Raw genomic sequence first — 21522 nt, forward strand, 5'->3', positions numbered from 1 at the left:
CACGCCCATTTCCGGCCATACCGCCCACCGGCCGGTGCGGGCATTGGATAATCGGCCAATGGTCCTGAATTGGAAACACGGTTTGCGTCGGTTCGGCATCGCGGTGACCGCCGCGCTGGTGTCCGCCGGGGCGCTGGCCGTCCCCGCCGCCGCCGACGACGTCGCGTCCCTGCCGGTGTTCCAGCCGGCGCCCTCGGATTGGATGCCGCGCACCAACGTCTGGCCGAACAGCCTGTGGGCCAACCGGGTCACCCCGGAGATGAACACCGCGATGCGCGAGTCCTGCCAGTGGTTCAACGCGCAGTACGACCCGCTGATGAGCGGCGTCTCCGGCTTCCAGCACTTCCTGGCCGGCCAGAAGGATGTCTGGACCGCGACCGGCGTGCAGAACGCCGGCAACGTCGTCGCGGCGAACCTGGACCAGAGCGCAACGTTCCTGGAGCCGCGGGCCAACATCCTCTACATCATCAACTACCCCGACCAGAGCCAGTACTCGCCGCTGGAGCACGGTGATTCCTTCTACCACCTCTGGTACCAGTTCACCCAGATCAGCGACAAGATCAAGCAGCAGCGCCCGGCCGGGCAGATCAACGCCAACGTCGCCACCGCCTACGTGTATGGCAACGCCATCCGCGGTTCCGGCGTGTGCAACGGCGCTTGAGCGGCGACGCCCGGCCCGTTGCCGTCGTCACCGGTGCCACCCGCGGTGCCGGCCGCGGCATCGCCGAGGCGCTCGGCGCCGCCGGCTGGCGGGTCTACCTCACCGGTCGCACCGTTGACCCGGCCCGATCCGACGGCCTGACCGCGGCCGCCGCGGCGGTCACCGCCGCCGGCGGCGAGGGCATCGGGGTGCGGGTCGACCACCGCGACGACGCGGCGGTCGCCGCGCTGTTCGAGCAGGTCGCCGCGGCGAACCCGGGGCTGGACCTGCTGGTCAACAACGCCGCGGTGATCAGCGAGCGGCTCACCGACCCGGCGCCGTTCTGGGACAAGCCGCTGGCACTCGGCGATGTGCTCGACGTCGGGCTGCGCTCGGGCTACGTCGCCTCCTGGCACGCCGCGCCGCTGCTGCTGCGCGGGCGCTCACCGCTGATCGTGTTCACCTCCTCGCCGGGGTCGGTCTGCTACATGCACGGGCCGGCCTACGGCGCGCAGAAGGCCGGCATCGACAAGCTGGCCGCCGACATGGCCGTCGACTTCGCCGACACCCCGGTCACCGTCGTCTCGATCTGGATGGGCATTCTGCTGACCGAGCGGCTGCGCCGGGCCTTCGACGGCAACCCCGCCGCGCTGGCGGCCACCGCCGAGCACGCCGAGACCCCGCAGTTCACCGGCCGTCTCATCGACGCGCTGCACCGCGACCCCGAGGTCAAGGCGCTGTCCGGGCAGACCCTGATCGGCGCCGAACTGGCCGCCCGCTACGGCGTCACCGACGACGGCGGGCGCACCCCGCCGTCGCACCGGGCCATGCTGGGGGACCCGCGCACCCCGTCGACGGTGATCCTGCGCTGACAGGCCCGCTCAGCGGTCCTGGGCCAGCAGTTGCTCGCGCCGCTGGGTGGCCCACTGCTCCATCGGGAACCCGGGCGCGGCGTCGCACAGCGACAGCATCAGCACCGCGTGCTCGACCGCGACCATCCCGTAGTCGCACGTCCAGTCCGGCCGCGACATGGTCCACACCAGCACCCCGTCGCCGGCCATCGAGAACTGCGTCAGCGACATCGGATCGCCGGGCCCCTGCGGCGCGTTCCCGACCGCCTCGCCGGTGCACTTGCTGACCGCGGTGAACCCGTCCAGGCGCAGCCGGTCCGGATCGAGCGTCTCGGTGTAGACGTCGACGGATTCGGCCATCATCGCCGCGCCGCCGGTGGTGTACGAGGTCTCGGCGTGGTCGACCGAACCGGGCGGGATCAGCGGCGAACCGACGAACAGGATCGCCGCCGCGCAGTCCGGCGGATCGGCGGAGGTGAAGTAGTTCACCCCGACCGGGCTCTGCGCGACGATGCCCGCCGGGGTCTGCGCGCCGCTGGGCGTCAGCAGCGCGGCGGCCTGCGGCGGCGGGGCCGCCGCACTGGTCGTGGCGGTGGTGGGGGCGGGGGCCGCGCCGTCGGCGGCCACCGGATGACCCGGTACGAGGTTGGTGCAGCCGGCCAGCAGGATGATCGTCGGTGCGGCGGCCAGCCACCCTCGCAACTTCATAGCCAGAATCTAGTGGGTGGCGTTTGGGGCCGGGGCCGAAACCGCCCGGGGGCGGGCAGGTTACCGTCGGTGACCGTGACCACCGACAGCGCCGCCGAGCACGCCGGCGGGGGATTCAACATGCCCGAGGCCACCGCGAAGGGCGGACCGGACTACGGCCGGTTCCTGGCGGCGGTGCGCACCGTGCAGGACCACGCCCGCGCCGCCGACGCCCCCGATCAGGTCATCACCGCCGCCGCTGACCTGCTCCAGCAGGTCAGCGGCCTGCTGGAGCCCTATTACGCCGACGAATGGGCGTCCCCGTCGGGGCGGCGCTACGACCTGCCCAATCGCGGCAACATCCTGGCGGTGCCCGCCGAGCTGACCAAGACCGATTCGGACACCGTCAGCGGCTGGGTGCGGTTCGACCGCTACCACCTGGGCCGCAACGGCGCCGCGCACGGCGGGGCGCTGGGACTGCTGTTCGATTCGGTGCTCGGCTACACCGCCGCGGTGCTCAGCGGGGAGTTCACCCAGCGCACCGCCTACCTGCACATCGACTACCGGGCGATCGTCCCGGTGCAGCGGCAACTGGACGTGGTGGCCCGGCTGCGGTCCCAGCAGGGCCGCAAGATCATCGTGGACGCCACCCTGTTCGACGGGGAGAAGGTGTTGACCGAGGCCAGCGCGCTGTTCCTGAAGCTGAAGCCGGGCCAGCCCTGAGCGGCGCCCGGCGATAGCATGATCAACGCCCGCAGACCCTCAGCGAAAGAGCCGCCATGAGTGCCCCCGCCGAACCCGCCGCCGCATCGACGATCCGGGTGCCCGCCGGGACCACCGCCGGCGCCGCGACGCGGGAGGCCGGCCTGCCCGGCCGGGGCGCCCCGGACGCCGTCGTGGTGGTGGCCGAGGCCGACGGCACGCTGCGCGACCTGAGCTGGACCCCGGCCGTCGACACCGAGGTCACCGTGGTGACCGCCGACACCGACGCCGGCCGCAGCGTCATCCGGCACTCCGCGGCCCACGTGCTGGCCCAGGCGGTGCAGGAGCGGTTCCCCGACGCCAAGCTCGGCATCGGCCCGCCGATCACCGACGGCTTCTACTACGACTTCGACGTCGCCGAGCCGTTCACCCCCGAGGACCTGGCCGCGCTGGAGAAGCGGATGCGCCAGATCGTCAAGGACGGCCAGCTGTTCGACCGGCGGGTCTACGAGTCCAAGGAGCAGGCCCGCGCCGAACTGGCCAACGAGCCCTACAAGCTCGAACTCGTCGACGACAAGTCCGGCGACCCCGACGTGATGGAGGTCGGCGGCGACGAACTGACCGCCTACGACAACCTCAATCCGCGTACCCGGGAACGCATTTGGGGTGATCTGTGCCGCGGGCCGCACCTGCCGACCACCCGCTACATTCCGGCGTTCAAGCTGACCCGCAGCTCGGCGGCCTACTGGCGCGGCGATCAGAGCAACGCCAGCCTGCAGCGCATCTACGGCACCGCCTGGGAATCCCAGGAGGCGCTGGACCGCCACCTGGAGCTGATCGAGGAGGCCCAGCGCCGCGACCACCGCCGGCTCGGCGTGGAGCTGGACCTGTTCAGCTTCCCCGACGAGCTCGGCTCGGGCCTGCCGGTGTTCCACCCGCGCGGCGGGGTGGTGCGCCGCGAGCTGGAGGACTACTCCCGGCAAAAGCATCAGCGAGCCGGCTACGAGTTCGTCAACACCCCGCACATCACCAAGGAACAGCTCTACGTCACCTCCGGGCACCTGGAGTGGTACGCCGACGGGATGTTCCCCCCGATGCACATCGACGCCGAGTACCACGACGACGGCACGCTGCGTAAGCCCGGGCAGAACTACTACCTCAAGCCGATGAACTGCCCGATGCACCACCTGATCTACCGGTCCCGGGGCCGGTCCTACCGCGATCTGCCGCTGCGGCTGTTCGAGTTCGGCTCGGTGTACCGCTACGAGAAGTCCGGGGTGGTGCACGGCCTGACCCGGGTGCGCGGCATGACCCAGGACGACGCGCACATCTACACCACCCGCGAGCAGATGCGCGACGAGCTGGCCTCGCTGCTGGGCTTCGTGCTGGAACTGCTGGCCGACTACGGCCTCGACGACTTCTACCTGGAACTGTCCACCAAGGACCCGGACAAGTACGTCGGCTCCGACGAGGTGTGGGACGAGGCCACCGCGACGCTGCGCGAGGTCGCCGAGGAATCCGGCCTGACCCTGGTGCCCGATCCCGGCGGCGCGGCGTTCTACGGCCCGAAGATCTCCGTGCAGGTCCGCGACGCGCTGGGCCGCAACTGGCAGATGTCGACGATCCAGCTGGACTTCAACATGCCCGAGCGGTTCGGGCTGGAATACACCGCCCCGGACGGCACCCGCCAGCAGCCGGTGCTGATCCACCGCGCGCTGTTCGGCTCCATCGAGCGGTTCTTCGGGGTGCTGACCGAGCACTACGCCGGGGCCTTCCCGGCCTGGCTGGCGCCGGTGCAGGTGGTCGGCATCCCGGTCGCCGACGAGCACGTCGGCTACCTCAAGGAGGTCGCCGAGCAGCTGCGCGACGCCGGGCTGCGCGCCGAGGTGGACGCCAGCGACGACCGGATGGCCAAGAAGATCGTCAACCAGACCAACCTGAAGGTGCCGTTCATGCTGCTGGCCGGCGACCGCGACGTCGAGGCCGGCGCGGTGTCCTTCCGGTTCGGTGACCGCACTCAGATCAACGGGGTGCCGCGCGACCAGGCCGTCGCGGCCATCACCGCCTGGGTCGGCGCCCGGCGCAACGAGGTGCCCACCGCCGAGTTGCTCGACGTCGGCGCGGCGACGTGACCGGCGCGGGGGAGTACGCGGTGGAGGGCGCCGGGGAGCCGGACCGGTTGCAGCGACTGTGGACGCCGTACCGGATGGACTACATCGTCAGCGCGGTCAAGGACCGCTCCGGGTCGGCGGGCTCCAAGCAGCCGTTCACCGACATCCCGCTGATGAGCGACGAGGAGGGCCTGGTGGTGGCCCGCGGCGCGCTGGTCTACGCCGTGCTCAACCTCTACCCGTACAACCCCGGCCACCTGATGGTGGTGCCCTACCGGCGGGTCGCCGAGCTGGAGGAACTCACCGCCGAGGAATCGGCCGAGCTGATGGACTTCACCCAGCGCTCGATCCGGGTGATGAAGGCGGTCTCCCGGCCCGACGGGTTCAACGTCGGGCTGAATCTGGGCCGGCCGGCCGGCGGTTCGCTGGCCGAGCACCTGCACATGCACGTGGTGCCGCGCTGGTCCGGTGACGCCAACTTCATCACGGTGATCGGCGAGGCCAAGATCATCCCGCAGCTGCTGCGCGACACCCGCGCCCTGCTGGCCTCCGAATGGGCGGCCCAGACCCCGTGAGCGACATGTATGTGTTCACCCGGGCGGCCTACTCCAAGGTGTCGCGCCCGGTGGCCCGGGGAGCGCTGAAGCTGGGCTTCACCCCGGACGCCATCACCGTGCTGGGCACCACCGGGCTGGTGGCCAGTGCGCTGGTGCTGTTCCCGATGGGCGAGCTGTTCATCGGCGCGCTGGTGGTCACCTTCTTCGTGCTGGCCGACATGCTCGACGGCGCGATGGCCCGGGAACGCGGCTACGGCAGCCGATTCGGGATCGTGCTGGACGCCAGCTGCGACCGGATCAGCGACGGCGCGGTGTTCACCGGGCTGGCCTGGTGGGCGATGTTCGTGCTGGACTCCCGCCAACTGCTGGTCGCCACGCTGATCTGCCTGGTCTCCTCCCAGGTCATCTCCTACGTGAAGGCCCGCGCCGAGGCCAGCGGCCTGCGCGGCGACGGCGGCTGGATCGAACGCCCGGAACGGCTGATCATTGTGCTGGCCGCGGCGTTCTTCTCCGACCTGCCCGGACACCCCGCCCCGATGGTGCTGATCGTCGCGATGTGGGTGCTGGCCGGGCTCAGCGTCATCACCGTCGCTCAGCGGATCTGGTCGGTGCGCGGCTCCGAGGGCGCGCTGGACCCGATGCCGGTGGCCTCGGCGGCCAACCCGGACGGACCCGTCCAGGACGGGCCGGGCACCCGGTGATCGGCATCGGGGAGCAGCTCTCGGACCTGAGCTACGCGGCCGGCTGGCGGCTGGTCCGCGCGCTGCCCGAGCCGGTGGCCCGCGGCGCGTTCGACCTCGGCGCCCACTGGGGTGCCCGCGACGGCGGCCCCGAGCAGCTGCGCAAGAACCTGGCCCGGGTGATCGGGGTGGCGCCCGAGCAGGTGCCCGACGCGCTGATCCGGGCCTCGCTGGAGTCCTACGCCCGGTACTGGCGCGAGGTGTTCCGGCTGCCGTCGATGAACCAGGACCGGCTGCGGGTGCAGCTGCAGGACACCATCGTCGGCATCGAGCACTTCGCCAACGCCAGGGCGGCCGGCACCGGCGCGGTGATGGCGCTGCCGCACAGCGGCAACTGGGACATGGGCGGGTTGGCGCTGGTGCACAAGTTCGGCCAGTTCACCACCGTCGCCGAGCGGCTCAAACCGGAATCGCTGTACCGCCGCTTCCTGGAGTTCCGCGAGTCGCTCGGTTTCGAGATCGTGCCGCTGACCGGCGGGGACCGCCCGCCCATGCAGGTGCTGGCCGACCGGCTGCGGGACAACCAGTTCGTTTGCCTGATGGCCGACCGGGACCTGACCCGGCGCGGGGTCGAGGTGAGTTTCTTCGGGGAGCAGACCCGGCTGCCGGCCGGCCCGGCGAAGCTGGCGCTGGAGACCGGGGCCCCGCTGCACCCGGCGCACTGCTGGAACACCCCCGACGGCTGGGTGGTCGACATCCTGCCGGCGCTGGACACCAGCTCCGGGGACGTCACGGTCATCACTCAGGCGCTGGCCGACGTGTTCGCCGAGCGGATCGCCGCCCATCCGGAGGACTGGCACATGCTGCAACCGCAGTGGGTCGCCGACCTGTCCGCCGAGCGCCGGGCCCGGTTGGCAGAACCCCCGCAGCCGGAGGCCTGATGCGGATCGGCATGGTGTGCCCGTACTCGTTCGACGTGCCCGGCGGCGTGCAGGCCCACGTGCTGCAGCTGGCCGAGGTGTACATCGAGCGCGGCCACCACGTCAGCGTGCTGGCGCCGTCCTCGCCGGGAGTCGAGCTGCCCGACTTCGTCGTCTCCGGCGGTAAATCGCTGGCCATCCCGTACAACGGGTCGGTGGCCCGGCTGCGGTTCGGTCCGGCCGCCCACCGCCGGGTCAAGCGGTGGCTGGCCCGCGGCGACTTCGACGTGCTGCACCTGCACGAACCCAACGCCCCCAGCCTGTCGATGCTGGCGCTGCAGGCCGCCGAGGGGCCGATCGTCGCGACGTTTCACACCTCGACGACCAAATCGCTGACCCTGTCGCTGGTCCAGGGCTTCCTGCGGCCCTTCCACGAGAAGATCGTCGGCCGGATCGCCGTGTCGGACCTGGCCCGGCGCTGGCAGATGGAGGCGCTGGGTTCGGATGCGGTGGAGATCCCCAACGGGGTGCCGGTCGCCGAGTTCGCCGAGGGGCCGCTGCTGGACGGCTACCCGCGGCCCGGCCACTCGGTGCTGTTCCTGGGGCGCTTCGACGAGCCGCGCAAGGGGATGGACACCCTGATCGGGGCGTTGCCCGCGCTGGTGGCGCGCTACCCCGACATCGAGATCCTGATCGTCGGGCGCGGCGACGAGGACGCGCTGCGCGAGCAGGCCGGCCCGCACGCCGGGCAGCTGCGCTTCCTCGGCCAGGTCAGTGACGCCGAGAAGGCCGCCGCGCTGCGCAGCGCCGACGTGTACGTGGCCCCCAACACCGGCGGGGAGAGCTTCGGCATCGTGCTGGTGGAGGCGATGGCCGCCGGCACCCCGGTGGTGGCCAGCAACCTGGACGCGTTCCGGCGGGTGCTGCGCGACGGCGAGGACGGCGCCCTGTTCCCGATCGGCGACTCCGCGGCGCTGGCCGCCGCGGTCAGCACGCTGCTCGACGACGACGACGCGCGCGCCCGGATGGTCGCCTCGGCCACCGCGGCGGTGCAGCGCTTCGACTGGTCGGTGGTCGCCGACCAGATCATGCGGGTCTATGAGACCGTCGCGGCCCCCGGCGTGAAGGTGACGGTGGCGAGCTGATGATGTGGCCGCTCGTCGCGCTGCTGGTGCTGATCATCGTGGTGCTGCTGGTGCTGGGCACCTGGGCGTTTCAGACCGCCAACCGGCTGGACCGGCTGCACGTGCGCTACGACTTGTCCTGGCAGGCCCTCGACGCCGCGCTGGCCCGCCGCGCCGTGGTGGCCCGGGCGGTCGCCGTCGACGCCTACGGGCCGACGCCGGAGGGCCGCCGGCTCTCCGCGCTCGCCGACGCCGCCGAGCGGGCTCCCCGGGTGGCCCGGGAGCAGGCCGAGAACGAGCTGTCCGGGGCGCTGAGCACGGTGGACCCCGAGCGGCTGCCCGCGGTGATGGTCGCCGAGCTGGCCGACGCGGAGGCCCGGGTGCTGCTGGCCCGGCGCTTCCACAACGACGCCGTCCGCGACACCTGCGCGCTGCGGGAACGCACCATGGTCCGGGCGCTGCGGCTGGGCGGGCACGCCGCCGCGCCGACTTACTTCGAGATCGCCGAGCGCGCCGGTGCGCCCGGGGCCGCCGACCCGCGGACCTCGGCGCGGGTGGTGCTGATCGACCCGGCCGGGGCGGTGCTGGTGCTGTGCGGCTCGGACCCGGCGATCACCGACGGCACCGCGCGGCGCTGGTGGTTCACCGTCGGCGGGCAGGCGCTGGCCGGCGAGCCGCTGGCCGACACCGCGGTGCGCGAACTCGCCGAGGAGACCGGGCTGCGGGCCGCCGCGGCCGATCTGATCGGGCCGGTGTGGCGCCGGGACTCGGTGATCGACTTCAACGGCTCGGTGATGCGCAGCCGGGAGTTCTACTTCGTCTACCGCACGCCGCGCTTCGAACTGTCGCTGGCCGGGCGCACCGCGCTGGAACGCCGCTACATTCACGGGCACCGCTGGTGCGACGCCGCCGCGCTGGCCGCGCTGAACGACGAGGGCGAAACGGTGTACCCGCTGCAACTGCCGGAGCTGCTGGCCGAGGCCGCGGCCGTCGCCGACACCGGAGTGGCCCCGGCCGAGCCCGCGGTGATCCGGTAGCCCGCGCCCGGCCGGTCACCGATTGCGCCGACCGGCTCATCGGTGGCCGATGTTTGCGGCCTAGACTGGTGGCAATCCCATCCGGTTTAAGGAGAAACACGCACGTGAACAGCGCCGCCGCCGATTCCTCGGCAAGCATCGAACAGACCGGCACCGCGCGGGTGAAGCGCGGCATGGCCGAGATGCTCAAGGGCGGCGTCATCATGGACGTTGTCACCCCCGAGCAGGCCAAGATCGCCGAGGCCGCCGGCGCCGTCGCCGTGATGGCGCTGGAGCGGGTGCCCGCCGACATCCGCGCGCAGGGCGGGGTGTCGCGGATGAGCGATCCGGACATGATCGAGGGGATCATCGCCGCGGTCACCATCCCGGTGATGGCCAAGGCCCGGATCGGCCACTTCGTCGAGGCGCAGATCCTGCAGAGCCTGGGCGTGGACTACGTCGACGAGTCCGAGGTGCTCACCCCGGCCGACTACGCCAACCACATCGACAAGTGGGCGTTCACCGTGCCGTTCGTCTGCGGCGCCACCAACCTCGGCGAGGCGCTGCGCCGGATCACCGAGGGCGCGGCGATGATCCGCTCCAAGGGCGAGGCCGGCACCGGCGACGTCTCCAACGCCACCGGCCACATGCGCAGCATCGGCGCCGAGATCCGCCGGCTGACCTCGCTGTCGCCCGACGAGCTCTACGTCGCCGCCAAGGAACTGCAGGCGCCCTACGACCTGGTGGTCGAGGTGGCCAAGGCCGGCAAGCTGCCGGTCACCATGTTCACCGCCGGCGGCATCGCCACCCCGGCCGACGCGGCGATGATGATGCAGCTCGGCGCCGAGGGCGTGTTCGTCGGCTCCGGCATCTTCAAGTCCGGTGATCCGGCGGCCCGCGCGGCCGCCATCGTCAAGGCCACCACCTTCTACGACGATCCCGACGTGCTGGCCAAGGTGTCCCGCGGTCTGGGTGAGGCGATGGTCGGCATCAACGTCGACGAGATCCCGGCGCCGCATCGGCTGGCCGAACGCGGCTGGTGAGCTCGTCAGCTGTCCGCTGCCAGTAGCGGCAACAGGATCTCGGCGACCGACGTCATCCTGTGCCGCGTCACCAGCAGCTCAAGGACCTGCTCCGGTGTCTGCGGCGGGTTGGCCCGGCGGTTTGACATCTCTCGCAAAGCCCGCAGGCCAGCGTGCGGGTGTGCTGAGACGGTGTTGGCGGCGAACTGATGGGGATACAAGGTCTCGATCTCGGCCTCCACGAGCACGCGTGCTGTGCTGAACCCGGCACGTCGATCGTCGGTGACGATGGCATCGGCTTTGCCGATGATCGCGGCGTGGGCGACGTGGCCGTCATTGCGATCGTTGAGTCCGTAGCTGTACTCGCGGCCTTTGGGTGCGTGGACCTGGGAGCCCGGAAACGCTTGCTTAAGCTGATCGAAAAGGTACTGCCGGCGACTGGCGCTATCACTGGTCCCGCGCCTGTCGTGCAGGCCGGCGAGTACGTAGTCCAGCTCGAAGAGGATCCCGGACCCCCACAGCGGCGCGTATGCCTCCTCGGCGGCCAGCTGCGGCAGGAAGTCACGCTGAAGGCTGGGCACCAGGGCACAGGTGTCGAGGACGGCGCGATACACGTGGGACGAATCTTTCAGACGCCGCGGCGATCAACGCTTGCGTTTCGCCTCGGCGAGCAACTCGGCGACTTCGTCGGCGTCGGCGTCGGCGAACTCCTCCATACTCTCGGCGATGAACCGGTTGCGCCGGGTGTGAAGCTTCTCGCGGTAGGCAAGGACATCGGCAAGCCGAAGCTTGCGTCGGACCGTGCCGGGCACGTGGGCGGCTAGCTCGCCGTCATCGATGAGGCGAACCACCGTGGGGCGGCTGAGGCCGAGGATCTCGGCGGCCTGCTGGGTGGAGATTTCCTGGTCGCGGGTCAGGATGCTGATCGACTGGCCATGGCTGAGAGCGTGGGCGGCACGCTTGAGGACTTCGTGAAGCTGTTCGGTCAGTTCGACGCGGTCATGTTCGCTCGCGCCGGACAGGAAGAAGGCAGGCTCGGGAGAGGTCCGGTGACGGGCCTCGTGCGCCTCGATGAAGCTCAGGACATCGGCAAGTCCATTGGCGTCGGCCGGAGCCGGGTTGACAATCTCCGCGGAGGCGCTGCTCAAGGGTCTCACTTCCTTCATCTCATCTGCCAGGAACTAGACCCAGCCTACCGCCGTTACGAAAGTTACGAAAGCGTGCTCATTGTGGATGCCGATCGGTTCGGCCTGGCGTGTGGCTCACGAGCATGGTGAGTGGGTCGGCGCCGGGTAGACGACGGCGTCGGTGATCGAGGCGGGGAAGTCGCGGTAGTCGATGGTCAGCGCGGTGGAGATTACGACCTCGAATACGAAACTTCCCGAACTTGAACACCGCAGGGCTGTGGATAGTTCGCCACTGGCTGCGGAGCTCGTCAACCGGACCCGACGACACACTCGGCAACCAGCGACCAAGGCTTCAGTCCGGCCGCATAGGCTCACGGGACGCACCTGCAGACGGGAAGTGGGACCAGCGGAAGGGGAGATCGGGTTGAGCAAGCTGGGCAACTTCGTGTGGGGGATCGCTGATCAGCTCCGGGGTGTGTACAAACCGCACCAGTACGGCGGCGTGATCCTCCCGTTCACGATCCTGCGGCGCCTGGACTGCATCCTCGAACCCAGCCGCGACGAGGTGCGGATCCTCGCCGAGAAGTACACCGGCGGAGCCCTGGAAGTGCAGGTCAAGCGCAAGACCGGCCTGGCGTTCTACAACACCAGCGCGTTCGACTTCAAGACGCTGCTGGAGGACCCGGAGGGCCTGCGCGCGAACCTGATGGACTACATCACCGGGTTCTCCGCCAACATCGACGTCTTCGAACGGTTCAAGTTCGAGAACGAGCTCGCCACCCTCGATGAGAAGAACCGGCTGTACCTGGTGACATCGCAGTTCGCCGAGGTGGACCTGCACCCCGACGTGATGTCGAACGCCGAGATGGGCGACCTGTTCGAGCACCTGATCTACAAATTCGCCGAGGCGTCCAACGAGGAGGCCGGCGAGCACTACACCCCGCGCGACGCGATCCGGTTGATGGTGGACCTGCTGTTCGCCGAGGAGAGCGCGGCGCTGCTCGAACCCGGCACCGTCCGCACCATCTACGATCCCACCGCCGGTACCGGTGGCATGTTGTCGGTCGCCGAGGAGCGGCTGCTGGAACGCAACCCCGAGGCCCGGCTGCGGCTGTACGGGCAGGAGATCAACGACCAGTCGTATGCGATCTGCAAGTCCGACATGATCGCCAAGGGGCAGGACGCCGGCAACATCCGCCTCGGCGACACCCTGGACGACGATCTGTTTTTCGACCGGACCTTCGACTTCTGCATGTCCAACCCGCCCTACGGGGTGGACTGGAAAGCCGCCCAGGAATCGGTGAAGAAGGAAGCGCTGGCACCGAATTCCCGGTTCTCGCACGGGCTTCCGTCGATCGGCGATGGGCAGATGCTGTTCCTGAGCCACCTGGCGTCGAAGATGCGGCCCGCGCACGACGGCGGCGGCCGCGCGGGGATTGTGCTCAACGGGTCGCCGTTGTTCAACGGCGCCGCCGAGTCCGGGCCGTCCCAGATCCGGCAGTGGCTGCTGGAATCCGATCTGGTGGAGGCGATCATCGCGCTCCCGACGAACATGTTCTTCAACACCGGCATCGCCACCTACATCTGGATCCTCGACAACACCAAGCGGCCCGAGCGGTTCGGCACGGTGCAACTGATCGACGCCACCTCGTTCTGGACCAAGATGCGCAAGAGTCTCGGATCGAAGAGCCGCGAGGTCGACGAGAAGGCCCGCGACCGCATCCTGGCGCTCTACGACGGCTTTGACGACGCCGACCCCGACTACTCGAAAGTGTTCACCGCCAACGACTTCGGCTACTGGACCATCACCGTCGAGCGGCCGCTGCTGACCGAGACCGGGAAGGTGTCCACTGACCGGAAGGGCAACCCGAAGCCGGACTCCAAGCTGCGCGACACCGAGAACATCCCGTTCACCTACGGCGGCAACACCGACGGCGACGCCGGTCGGGCAGCGACGATCAAGGCCTACTTCGACGCCGAGGTCCTGCCGCACGTGCCCGACGCCTGGGTCGACACCGCGAAAACCAAGGTGGGCTACGAGATTCCGTTCACCCGGCACTTCTACAAGTACGTGCCGCCCCGGCCGCTCGCCGAGATCGACGCGGATCTGGAAAAACAGGTCGCGAAGATTATGGACTTGCTGCGGGAGATCGAGCAGTGAGCGGTGTCGCTGAGCAGGGCCGGACGCGGCTGCGGTTCTGCCTGGACGTCGACCCGGCGGTCCCTTCTGCACTGAGAGCTGACCCTGACCGGTTGGTCTCATTCCTGCCGATGGAGGCTGTCGGCGAGCGCGGTGGATTGGACCTTTCGCGTGAGATCCGTGCAGGGGATGCGTTGTCTGGGTACACGTTCGTCGCGAATGGCGACGTTGTGCTCGCGAAGGTAACACCGTGTTTCGAGAACGGGAAAGGTGCCGTCGCATCAGGTCTGACCAACGGAGTCGGATTCGCTACAACCGAGGTCTACACACTCCGTCCCCGTCCCTCGACGGATGCTCGGTTCTTGGACTTCACCCTTCAGTCAGCAGTCTTTCGGCAGTACGGGACAGCTCGATTGACTGGGGCGGGCGGTCTGAAGCGCGTGTCCGCGACCGATGTGCGGAACTTTGTCCTCGTCGTTCCTCCGCTCGACGAGCAGCGCGCCATCGCCGACTTCCTGGACCGGGAGACGGCCCGGATCGACACGCTCATCGAGGAGCAGCAGCGGCTCATCGACCTGCTGCGGGAACGCAGGCAGACAAGCATCGATGAGAGTGTTTGGTGCGGTATCGACGGGGACATCGGGGTTCAGTCTGTGATCGAACCGGCACCGAAGGTCCCTGTCCACTGGAATCGTCTCCGCAACAAGCAGATTCTTGAAGAGGCGGACGGCGTGTCCGCAGACGGATCCGAGGAACTCCTATCCGTCTCCCATCTGACCGGGGTGACCCCGCGATCCGAGAAGAACGTGACCATGATCGAGGCGGACAGCCTTGATGGTTACCGGCTTGTGGAACCAGGCGATCTCGTCATCAATACGATGTGGGCGTGGATGGGTGCGCTCGGCGTCTCCAGCTACTCGGGCATCGTCAGCCCCGCATATGGGGTTTATCGGCCATTGCGACACGCAGCGCTCGAACCGAGGTACTTCGACTACCTGTACAGATCGCGCCCGTACGTCGTTGAGATGACCCGCTACTCGCGAGGGATTTGGTCTTCGCGACTCCGGATCTATCCCGAGGTGTTCCTTAGGCTCCCCGTCCCCGTCCCACCCCTCGACGAGCAGCGGCGCATCGCAGCCTACCTCGACGAGCAGACCTCGAAGATCGACACCCTCATCGCCGAAACCGAGCGGTTCATCGAGCTCGCTCGCGAGCGCCGGTCCGCGCTGATCACCGCGGCGGTGACGGGGCAGATCGACGTGCGGGCGGAGGTGGCCTGAGATATGGCGCAGCACAACGAGATCGAGTTCGAGAAGGAGATCGCCGAGTACCTGGCCGCTCACGGCTGGCTGTACTCCCCGAGCGGCACCGGATACGACAAGGAACGGGCGCTGTTCCCCGAGGACGTCCTCGGCTGGCTCGCCGACACCCAGCCCGACCAGCTGGCGAAGGTCGTCAAGCCGGGCTCCAAGGACCTCGCCAAGCAGCAGGGGCAGCTGCTCGACCGGATCGTGAAGGTCCTTGACACACAGCTGGATAACGGCGGTGGCACCCTGAACCTGTTGCGGAAAGGGTTTTCCCACCTGTCGGCGAAGCTGGCGATGTGCGTGTTCCGGCCGGAGTCCACCCTGAACCCCAAGCGCAACGCCGACTACGCCGCGGTCCGGTTGCGGGTGATGCGGCAGGTGTATTTCTCCACCGCCGACAACCGATCGGTGGACCTGGTGTTCTTCGTCAACGGCCTGCCGGTCGCCACCGCCGAGCTCAAGACCGACTTCACCCAGACCGTTGCCGACGCGATCACCCAGTACCGCACCTCCCGACTGCCGAAGGATCCCGCAACCGGGAAGCCGCAGCCGCTGTTCACCTCCGGCAAGCGGGCGCTGGTGCACTTCGCCGTCTCCAACGACGAGGTGTGGATGACCACCCGCCTCGCGGGCGAGAAGACGCACTTCCTGCCGTTCAACCGCGGGACGGAGACCGGCGGCGCCGGAAACCCGCTGAACCCCACGGGGTCACGGACCTCGTATCTCTGGGAACGGGTTCTGCAGCGCGATGCCTGGCTGAACATCCTGGGCCGGCTGATGTACATCAAGCACGAGACCTCGACCGACCCGATCAGCGGAAAGACCAGCAAGTCGTCGACCCTGCGGTTTCCCCGATTCCACCAGTGGGAGGCCGTCACCGAACTCACCGCGGCGGTCACCACCGAGGGCGCCGGGCACCGGTATCTCATTCAGCATTCCGCCGGGTCCGGCAAGACCGACTCCATCGCCTGGACCGCGCACCGGATGGCGCGCCTGCAGGTCGACAATGAGAAGGTCTTCGACTCGGTCATCGTGGTCACCGACCGCAACGTCCTCGACGCCCAGCTGCAGGATGCGATCAAACAGATCGACAATGATCAGGGCATCGTCGTGGCGATCGATCGCGACGAGGCGGCCAAGGTCGGCGCGACGAAGGCGGGACTGCTGGCGAAGGCCCTGTCCGACGGCAAGCTGATCATCGTCGTCACCATCCAAACCTTCCCGTTCGCCATGGACGAGATCCGAAAGAGCAAGGGGCTCAGGGGCAAGACGTTCGCCGTCATCGCCGACGAGGCGCACTCGTCGCAGTCCGGCCAGATCGCCGGCAAGCTCAAGGCCGTGCTGACCGCCGAGGAACTCAAGGACATCGAGGAGGGCGGGGAGGTCGACGTCGAGGCGATCCTCGCCGCGGAGGCCACCGAACGGGCCGCATCGGAGAACATCTCCTACTTCGCGTTCACCGCGACCCCGAAGGGCAAGACGCTGGAGCTGTTCGGCCGGGAGCCGTCGACGGGGGAGAACCCGGTGCCGTTCCACGTCTACACCATGAAGCAGGCCATCGAGGAGGGCTACATCCTCGACGTGCTGACCGGGTATCACTCGTTCAAGCTGGCGTTCCAGATCGGACAGAACGCCGGCGGCGGGACCGAGGTGGACCAGAGCGAAGCCACCAAGGCGGTGATGAAGTGGGTGAAGCTGAACCCGCAGACCATCAGCCAGAAGTCCGCGATCATCGTCGAACACTTCCGGGAGAAGGTCGCCGAGCTGCTCGACGGGCACGCGAAGGCGATGGTGGTCACCGACTCCCGCAAGGCTGCCGTCCGGTACAAGCTGGCGATCGACGACTACATCGCGAGGAAGGGCTACGGCTCCGGCACCCTGGTGGCGTTCTCCGGGGCCGTGCAGGACCCCGAGTCGGGGCCGGACGACTTCACCGAGGCGAACATGAACCCCGGTGTGCGCGATCTGCGGACGGCGTTTCGCGGCGATCCGTACCAGATCATGATCGTCGCCAATAAGTTCCAGACCGGATTCGACCAACCGCTGCTGTGCGCCATGTACGTCGACCGGATCCTGTCCGGTGTGACCGCGGTGCAGACCCTGTCGCGGCTCAACCGCACCTACCGCACCCCGTCCGGTGTCGCCAAGACCGCGGCCGATACCCAGGTGGTGGACTTCGTCAACGAGCCGGCGGCGATCCGCGAGGCGTTCGAGCCGTACTTCACCGACGCGTTCCTGGAGACCGCGACCGACCCGAACCTGGTGCACGACCTCGCCGCGAAGCTCGACACGTTCGGGATCTACACCCAGGCCGAGATCGACCAGTGCGCCGAGGCATTCGTCAAGGGGAAGGGCAACCACGCCCTGTCCGCAGCGATCGACCCCGGCAAGAAACGCTTCGCCGAGCGCTATCAGGCCGCGCTGATCGACAACGGCGGGGAGGGCGACAAGGCCGCGATCGCCGAGCTGGACATGTTCCGCAAGGACGTCGGATCGTTTGTGCGGCTCTACGACTTCATGTCCCAGATCATCGACTACGGCGACCCCGAGTTGGAGAAGAAGCAGGTCTACCTGCGGAACCTGGAGCGGGTCATCCGGCCGGAGAACTACACCGCGCCGATCGACCTGTCCGACGTGGTCCTCAAGCACGTCAAACAAATCGACAAGGGCCGCGTCGACATCGGGCTGGGTACCCGGACCGGGCTGGTCGGTGTGACCGCAGCCGGGTCGGGGGAGAAGCGAGACCCGAAAATGGTTGCGTTCCAACAGGTCCTCGACCGGCTCAACGACCTGTTCGGGTCCGAGGACTTCACCGAGTCGCAGAAGGTGTCGTTCTTGGAGGCGCTGCTGGCAACGTTGCTCGACGACCACGCACTGGTGCAGCAGGCGAAAGTCAACTCCGCCAAGCAGTTTGTCGAGTCACCGGACTTCGACGATGCGGTCACCGGTGCGGTCGTGGACAACCAGGGTGCTCACGCGAAGATGAGCGACTACTTCTTCACCAATGCGCCCGGCCGGACTCACCTGATCTCCGACATCGCGAAGTGGTTCCATCAGGTGGTGTCCGCAGCCGGGTGAGCGCCGATCGGCGTCCCGAGGTATGAAAAGTTATACAATCGGTCCATGAAGACCGCGATAAGTCTCCCGGATGACGCCGCCGAGCGGTTCGACCGGATCGCGCAGCGGCACGGGATGACACGGTCGGAGTTCTATCGGCGCGCGGCCGAGCAGTACGCCGACGAGTTGGCCGATGCGGATCTGACGGCGCAGATCAATGACGCCATCGAGGCCGTTGGGCAGCCCGGGGGCAGCTCCACCGAGCTGCGTCGAACCGCGAATGCCCGTCTGGCTGACGCATCGGACGAGTGGTGATCCAGCGCGGAGGCGTGTGCTGGGTCGGCGTCGGCGAACTCAGGGGCAGCGCCCCCGCCAAGCGGCGACCGGCCGTCGTCGTGCAATCCGACCGGTACAACTCGTCGAGAATCTCGACGATGGTCGTTCTGCCGATCACCTCGAACACGGACCTTGCTCGGCACCCGGGCAACGTGTTCCTCCCGGCGCTGTCGTCCGGGTTGCCGAAGGACTCGGTCGTCAACGTCTCGCAGCCGATGACCGTCGACCGCGTTGACCTCGATGACACGGGTGTGGAGCTGCCGGGCAGCCTGATGGACGCAATCGATGCGGGTGTTCGGCGGGTGCTGGACCTGTGACCTTGCCTCCACGTACACTTTTCTGTACAGGAGGCGTTATGAAGACCATGAGCTACACCGAATCGCGGGCCCGCTACGCGGAGGTCCTCGACAGCGTGGTGGACGATCGCGAAGAGGTGGTCATCACCCGCGCCGGTCACGAGCCGGTGGTGATCGTTTCGCTCGCGGACTTCGAGTCGTTGCGCGAGACGGCCTACCTGATGCGCTCGCCGGCCAACGCCCGTCGGCTGCTCGACGCCATGGAACGCCTGGAGGGTGGTGGCGGGACCGAGCACGGCCTGCTCGACGTCGACTGACCCCCATGCCGCTGATCTGGGATGAGAACGCCTGGGATGACTACCTGTGGTGGCAGGCCCAGGACCGCAGGGTGCTCAAGCGCATGAATGCGCTCATCGCGGACATCATCCGAAACGGCAATGCGGGCATCGGTAAGCCCGAGCGGCTCACCAGCGACGTCGCCGGCTACTGGTCGCGTCGGATCACCGACGAGCACCGATTGGTTTACAAGGCCGGCGATCATGACGTCCGCATTGCGGCCTGCCGGTACCACTATGGCAGGTAGCGGCCGGGTCTTGGCGCCGGCGGACGCCGGTGGCGGCGCCGGTATTCTCATCGCCATGGTGGTCACCCTGGCATCCGAACGCGGCTGGTAGCCGATGGCGATCGAGGAGATCCTCGACCTGGAGCAGCTCGAGGTCGACATCTACCGGGGCGGGGTGTTCAGCCCGGAATCGGGCTTCCTGCAGCGCACCTTCGGTGGGCACGTCGCCGGCCAGTCACTGGTCTCGGCGGTGCGGACCGTCGAACCGCAGTTCCACGTGCATTCCCTGCACGGCTACTTCCTGCGCCCCGGGGACGCCCGCGCGCCGACGGTCTACCTGGTCGAACGGGTCCGCGACGGCGGATCGTTTGCCACCCGCCGGGTCTCGGCCGTCCAGCACGGCCAGACCATCTTCTCGATGGCCGCGTCGTTCCAGACCGAGCAGGCCGGCCCCGAGCACCAGGACGCCGTCCCGCAGGCCCCCGACCCCGAGCAGTTGCCGGGTTTTCGCAGCGGGAAGTTCTTCGACGAGCCCGGCTTCGCCCAGTTCGCCGAGTGGGACGTGCGGATCGTGCCGCGCGACGAGCTGCCGCCGGTTCCGGGCAAGGTCAGCCGCCAGCAGGTGTGGTTCCGGCACCGCGACCCGCTGCCGGATGACCCGGTGCTGCACATCTGCGCGCTGGCCTACATGAGCGACCTGACCCTGCTGGGTTCGGCGCAGGTCAACCACCTGGACCTGCGGCAGAACCTGATGGTCGCCTCGCTGGATCACGCGCTGTGGTTCGCCGGCACCTTCCGCGCCGACGAGTGGCTGCTCTACGACCAGTCCTCGCCGTTCGCCGGCGGCGGCCGCGCGCTGTGCCAGGGCCAGATCTTCACCCGGGACGGCCGGTTGGTCGCCGCGGTGATGCAGGAGGGCCTGACCCGCTACAAACGCGACTTCCGGCCGTGACCCGGGTCGGGGTGCTGGCCCTGCAGGGCGATGTCCGCGAACACCTGGCGGCGCTGCGCGCCGTCGGCGCCGAGGCGATCCCGGTGCGCCGCCGCGCCGAGCTCGAGGCGGTGGACGGGCTGGTCATTCCGGGTGGGGAGTCCACCGCGATGAGTCACCTGCTGCGGGTGTTCGAGCTGGCCGAGCCGCTGCGGCAGCGGCTGGCCGACGGCCTGCCGGCCTACGGGTCGTGCGCCGGGATGATCCTGCTGGCCACCGAGATTGTCGACGCCGGGGCGCCCGGCCGTCAGGCGGTGCCGTTGGGCGCTATCGATATGACCGTGCGCCGCAACGCCTTCGGCCGCCAGGTCGACTCCTTCGAGGGGGACCTGGACTTTGTCGGGCTCGACGACCCGGTGCACGCGGTGTTCATCCGGGCGCCCTGGGTCGAGCGGGTCGGGCCCGAGGTGCAGGTGCTGGCCACCGCGGCCGGGCACCCGGTCGCGGTCCGCCAGGGCGCGGTGCTGGCCACCGCGTTTCACCCGGAGGTCACCGGCGACCGGCGGATCCACCGGCTGTTCGTCGACGCGCTGTGACTCGCTGACTGCCACGCCCGATGAGGCCCCCGGGCAGGCCGAACGTAGACTGCTGGCAGGACAAAGCTATCGCGGAAAGAGGGCAGATCCTGCATGAGTGGGCATTCCAAGTGGGCCACCACCAAGCACAAGAAGGCCGTGATCGACGCCAAGCGCGGCAAGATGTTCGCCAAGCTGATCAAGAACATCGAGGTGGCGGCGCGTACCGGTGGCGGTGACCCGGGCGGCAACCCCACCCTGTACGACGCCATCCAGAAGGCCAAGAAGTCCTCGGTGCCCAACGACAACATCGAGCGGGCCCGCAAGCGCGGCGGCGGTGAAGAGGCCGGCGGCGCCGACTGGCAGAACATCACCTACGAGGGCTACGGCCCGGGCGGGGTGGCGGTGCTGGTCGAGTGTCTGACCGACAACCGCAACCGTGCCGCCGGCGAGGTCCGGGTGGCGATGACCCGCAACGGCGGCAACATGGCCGACCCGGGCTCGGTGGCCTACCTGTTCTCCCGCAAAGGTGTGGTCACGCTGGAGAAGAACGAGCTGACCGAGGACGACGTGCTGATGGCGGTGCTGGAGGCCGGCGCCGAGGAGGTCAACGACCTCGGCGAGGCGTTCGAGGTGATCTGCGAACCCACCGACCTGGTGGCGGTGCGCACCGCGCTGGTCGACGCCGGCATCGACTACGACTCCGCCGAGGCCGGATTCCAGGCGTCGGTGAGCGTGCCCGTCGACCTGGAGGGGGCCCGCAAGGTGCTCAAGCTGATCGACGCGCTGGAGGACAGCGACGACGTCCAGGACGTCTACACCAACGTCGACATCCCCGAGGACGTGGCCGCGGCCCTCGACGAGGAGTAGCGCCCGCCGGG

Annotated in this window: 23 protein-coding genes; 20 read left to right on the forward strand and 3 right to left on the reverse strand. The window is 68.8% G+C overall.

Translation table 11 applies throughout. From position 1 onward, the window contains the following. Positions 1 to 58: 58 nt before the first annotated feature. The gene (locus tag G6N10_RS02500; protein WP_085094200.1) at positions 59 to 661 is read left to right on the forward strand and encodes a hypothetical protein; all 603 of its coding nucleotides are present in this window, start codon (positions 59 to 61) and stop codon (positions 659 to 661) included. Then, positions 646 to 1512, forward strand: coding sequence for an SDR family NAD(P)-dependent oxidoreductase (locus G6N10_RS02505; RefSeq protein WP_234810477.1), 867 nt, complete (start codon positions 646 to 648; stop codon positions 1510 to 1512). Before G6N10_RS02500 ends, G6N10_RS02505 begins: the two co-directional genes overlap by 16 nt. Before the next feature lie 9 nt (positions 1513 to 1521). Here the strand turns inward: G6N10_RS02505 and G6N10_RS02510 are convergent, their stop codons facing one another. Then, on the reverse strand, positions 1522 to 2199 hold the full coding sequence (locus G6N10_RS02510; protein WP_085094196.1) for a hypothetical protein: 678 nt from the start codon (positions 2197 to 2199) through the stop codon (positions 1522 to 1524). 120 nt (positions 2200 to 2319) lie between these two features. Between G6N10_RS02510 and G6N10_RS02515 the strand changes: the two genes are divergently transcribed. The 8 genes from G6N10_RS02515 (at position 2320) to pdxS (ending at position 10331) form a co-directional block, all read left to right on the forward strand. Beyond that, entirely contained in the window at positions 2320 to 2901 is a 582-nt protein-coding gene (locus G6N10_RS02515) for a PaaI family thioesterase (protein WP_109750449.1), read from the forward strand. 56 nt (positions 2902 to 2957) lie between these two features. Next, positions 2958 to 5012, forward strand: coding sequence for a threonine--tRNA ligase (gene thrS / locus G6N10_RS02520; protein WP_085094194.1), 2055 nt, complete (start codon positions 2958 to 2960; stop codon positions 5010 to 5012). Continuing rightward, complete coding sequence (locus G6N10_RS02525) at positions 5009 to 5566, forward strand: ATP adenylyltransferase (RefSeq protein ID WP_234810476.1); 558 nt, start codon at positions 5009 to 5011, stop codon at positions 5564 to 5566. Before thrS ends, G6N10_RS02525 begins: the two co-directional genes overlap by 4 nt. Beyond that, positions 5563 to 6249, forward strand: a complete 687-nt coding sequence (gene pgsA, locus G6N10_RS02530; RefSeq protein WP_085094192.1) for a phosphatidylinositol phosphate synthase — start codon at positions 5563 to 5565, stop codon at positions 6247 to 6249. The genes G6N10_RS02525 and pgsA overlap by 4 nt, the downstream gene beginning before the upstream one ends. Next, the gene (locus tag G6N10_RS02535) at positions 6246 to 7169 is read left to right on the forward strand and encodes a phosphatidylinositol mannoside acyltransferase (RefSeq protein ID WP_085094190.1); all 924 of its coding nucleotides are present in this window, start codon (positions 6246 to 6248) and stop codon (positions 7167 to 7169) included. The genes pgsA and G6N10_RS02535 overlap by 4 nt, the downstream gene beginning before the upstream one ends. After that, the gene (locus G6N10_RS02540; protein WP_085094188.1) at positions 7169 to 8293 is read left to right on the forward strand and encodes a glycosyltransferase family 4 protein; all 1125 of its coding nucleotides are present in this window, start codon (positions 7169 to 7171) and stop codon (positions 8291 to 8293) included. The genes G6N10_RS02535 and G6N10_RS02540 overlap by 1 nt, the downstream gene beginning before the upstream one ends. Then, on the forward strand, positions 8293 to 9309 hold the full coding sequence (locus tag G6N10_RS02545; protein ID WP_085094186.1) for an NUDIX hydrolase: 1017 nt from the start codon (positions 8293 to 8295) through the stop codon (positions 9307 to 9309). The genes G6N10_RS02540 and G6N10_RS02545 overlap by 1 nt, the downstream gene beginning before the upstream one ends. Before the next feature lie 104 nt (positions 9310 to 9413). After that, positions 9414 to 10331, forward strand: coding sequence for a pyridoxal 5'-phosphate synthase lyase subunit PdxS (gene pdxS, locus G6N10_RS02550; protein WP_085094184.1), 918 nt, complete (start codon positions 9414 to 9416; stop codon positions 10329 to 10331). A gap of 5 nt (positions 10332 to 10336) precedes the next feature. On the opposite strand, the gene G6N10_RS02555 is transcribed toward pdxS, so the two are convergent. Further along, complete coding sequence (locus G6N10_RS02555; RefSeq protein WP_085094182.1) at positions 10337 to 10924, reverse strand: PIN domain-containing protein; 588 nt, start codon at positions 10922 to 10924, stop codon at positions 10337 to 10339. Positions 10925 to 10954: 30 nt separating this feature from the next. Continuing rightward, on the reverse strand, positions 10955 to 11458 hold the full coding sequence (locus tag G6N10_RS02560) for an excisionase family DNA-binding protein (RefSeq protein ID WP_085094473.1): 504 nt from the start codon (positions 11456 to 11458) through the stop codon (positions 10955 to 10957). Positions 11459 to 11861: 403 nt separating this feature from the next. Between G6N10_RS02560 and G6N10_RS02565 the strand changes: the two genes are divergently transcribed. From G6N10_RS02565 to G6N10_RS02610, 10 genes are all read left to right on the forward strand, one after another. Next, positions 11862 to 13598 carry a type I restriction-modification system subunit M gene (locus tag G6N10_RS02565; RefSeq protein ID WP_085094180.1) on the forward strand — a complete coding sequence of 579 codons (1737 nt, stop codon included), beginning with the start codon at positions 11862 to 11864 and terminating at the stop codon, positions 13596 to 13598. Continuing rightward, complete coding sequence (locus G6N10_RS02570; protein WP_085094178.1) at positions 13595 to 14857, forward strand: restriction endonuclease subunit S; 1263 nt, start codon at positions 13595 to 13597, stop codon at positions 14855 to 14857. The genes G6N10_RS02565 and G6N10_RS02570 overlap by 4 nt, the downstream gene beginning before the upstream one ends. Before the next feature lie 3 nt (positions 14858 to 14860). Beyond that, the gene (locus tag G6N10_RS02575) at positions 14861 to 17962 is read left to right on the forward strand and encodes a type I restriction endonuclease subunit R (RefSeq protein ID WP_085094176.1); all 3102 of its coding nucleotides are present in this window, start codon (positions 14861 to 14863) and stop codon (positions 17960 to 17962) included. A gap of 45 nt (positions 17963 to 18007) precedes the next feature. After that, complete coding sequence (locus tag G6N10_RS02580; RefSeq protein WP_085094174.1) at positions 18008 to 18256, forward strand: CopG family ribbon-helix-helix protein; 249 nt, start codon at positions 18008 to 18010, stop codon at positions 18254 to 18256. Further along, positions 18250 to 18594, forward strand: a complete 345-nt coding sequence (locus G6N10_RS02585) for a type II toxin-antitoxin system PemK/MazF family toxin (RefSeq protein WP_085094172.1) — start codon at positions 18250 to 18252, stop codon at positions 18592 to 18594. The genes G6N10_RS02580 and G6N10_RS02585 overlap by 7 nt, the downstream gene beginning before the upstream one ends. 38 nt (positions 18595 to 18632) lie before the next feature. Further along, positions 18633 to 18890, forward strand: a complete 258-nt coding sequence (locus G6N10_RS02590) for a type II toxin-antitoxin system Phd/YefM family antitoxin (protein ID WP_085094170.1) — start codon at positions 18633 to 18635, stop codon at positions 18888 to 18890. Between the two features lie 5 nt (positions 18891 to 18895). Beyond that, positions 18896 to 19156 (forward strand): Txe/YoeB family addiction module toxin, encoded by a 261-nt coding sequence (locus G6N10_RS02595; protein ID WP_085094168.1) that lies wholly within the window; start codon positions 18896 to 18898, stop codon positions 19154 to 19156. A 94-nt stretch (positions 19157 to 19250) separates the two neighbouring features. After that, positions 19251 to 20087, forward strand: a complete 837-nt coding sequence (gene tesB, locus G6N10_RS02600; RefSeq protein ID WP_085094166.1) for an acyl-CoA thioesterase II — start codon at positions 19251 to 19253, stop codon at positions 20085 to 20087. After that, positions 20084 to 20662, forward strand: coding sequence for a pyridoxal 5'-phosphate synthase glutaminase subunit PdxT (gene pdxT, locus G6N10_RS02605; RefSeq protein ID WP_085094164.1), 579 nt, complete (start codon positions 20084 to 20086; stop codon positions 20660 to 20662). The genes tesB and pdxT overlap by 4 nt, the downstream gene beginning before the upstream one ends. A 93-nt stretch (positions 20663 to 20755) precedes the next feature. Then, the gene (locus tag G6N10_RS02610) at positions 20756 to 21511 is read left to right on the forward strand and encodes a YebC/PmpR family DNA-binding transcriptional regulator (RefSeq protein WP_085094162.1); all 756 of its coding nucleotides are present in this window, start codon (positions 20756 to 20758) and stop codon (positions 21509 to 21511) included. The last annotated feature ends 11 nt before the right edge of the window (positions 21512 to 21522 follow it).

This window comes from Mycolicibacterium fallax, from assembly GCF_010726955.1.
GTDB lineage: Bacteria > Actinomycetota > Actinomycetes > Mycobacteriales > Mycobacteriaceae > Mycobacterium > Mycobacterium fallax.

Coding starts and splice junctions, on each gene's coding strand:
- G6N10_RS02515 (WP_109750449.1), top strand. CDS start 2,320: ATGCCCGAGGCCACCGCGAAGGGCGGACCGGACTACGGCCGGTTCCTG.
- thrS (WP_085094194.1), top strand. CDS start 2,958: ATGAGTGCCCCCGCCGAACCCGCCGCCGCATCGACGATCCGGGTGCCC.
- G6N10_RS02545 (WP_085094186.1), top strand. CDS start 8,293: ATGATGTGGCCGCTCGTCGCGCTGCTGGTGCTGATCATCGTGGTGCTG.
- G6N10_RS02500 (WP_085094200.1), top strand. CDS start 59: ATGGTCCTGAATTGGAAACACGGTTTGCGTCGGTTCGGCATCGCGGTG.
- G6N10_RS02575 (WP_085094176.1), top strand. CDS start 14,861: ATGGCGCAGCACAACGAGATCGAGTTCGAGAAGGAGATCGCCGAGTAC.
- G6N10_RS02590 (WP_085094170.1), top strand. CDS start 18,633: ATGAAGACCATGAGCTACACCGAATCGCGGGCCCGCTACGCGGAGGTC.
- G6N10_RS02510 (WP_085094196.1), bottom strand. CDS start 2,199: ATGAAGTTGCGAGGGTGGCTGGCCGCCGCACCGACGATCATCCTGCTG.
- G6N10_RS02595 (WP_085094168.1), top strand. CDS start 18,896: ATGCCGCTGATCTGGGATGAGAACGCCTGGGATGACTACCTGTGGTGG.
- tesB (WP_085094166.1), top strand. CDS start 19,251: ATGGCGATCGAGGAGATCCTCGACCTGGAGCAGCTCGAGGTCGACATC.
- G6N10_RS02610 (WP_085094162.1), top strand. CDS start 20,756: ATGAGTGGGCATTCCAAGTGGGCCACCACCAAGCACAAGAAGGCCGTG.
- G6N10_RS02580 (WP_085094174.1), top strand. CDS start 18,008: ATGAAGACCGCGATAAGTCTCCCGGATGACGCCGCCGAGCGGTTCGAC.
- G6N10_RS02540 (WP_085094188.1), top strand. CDS start 7,169: ATGCGGATCGGCATGGTGTGCCCGTACTCGTTCGACGTGCCCGGCGGC.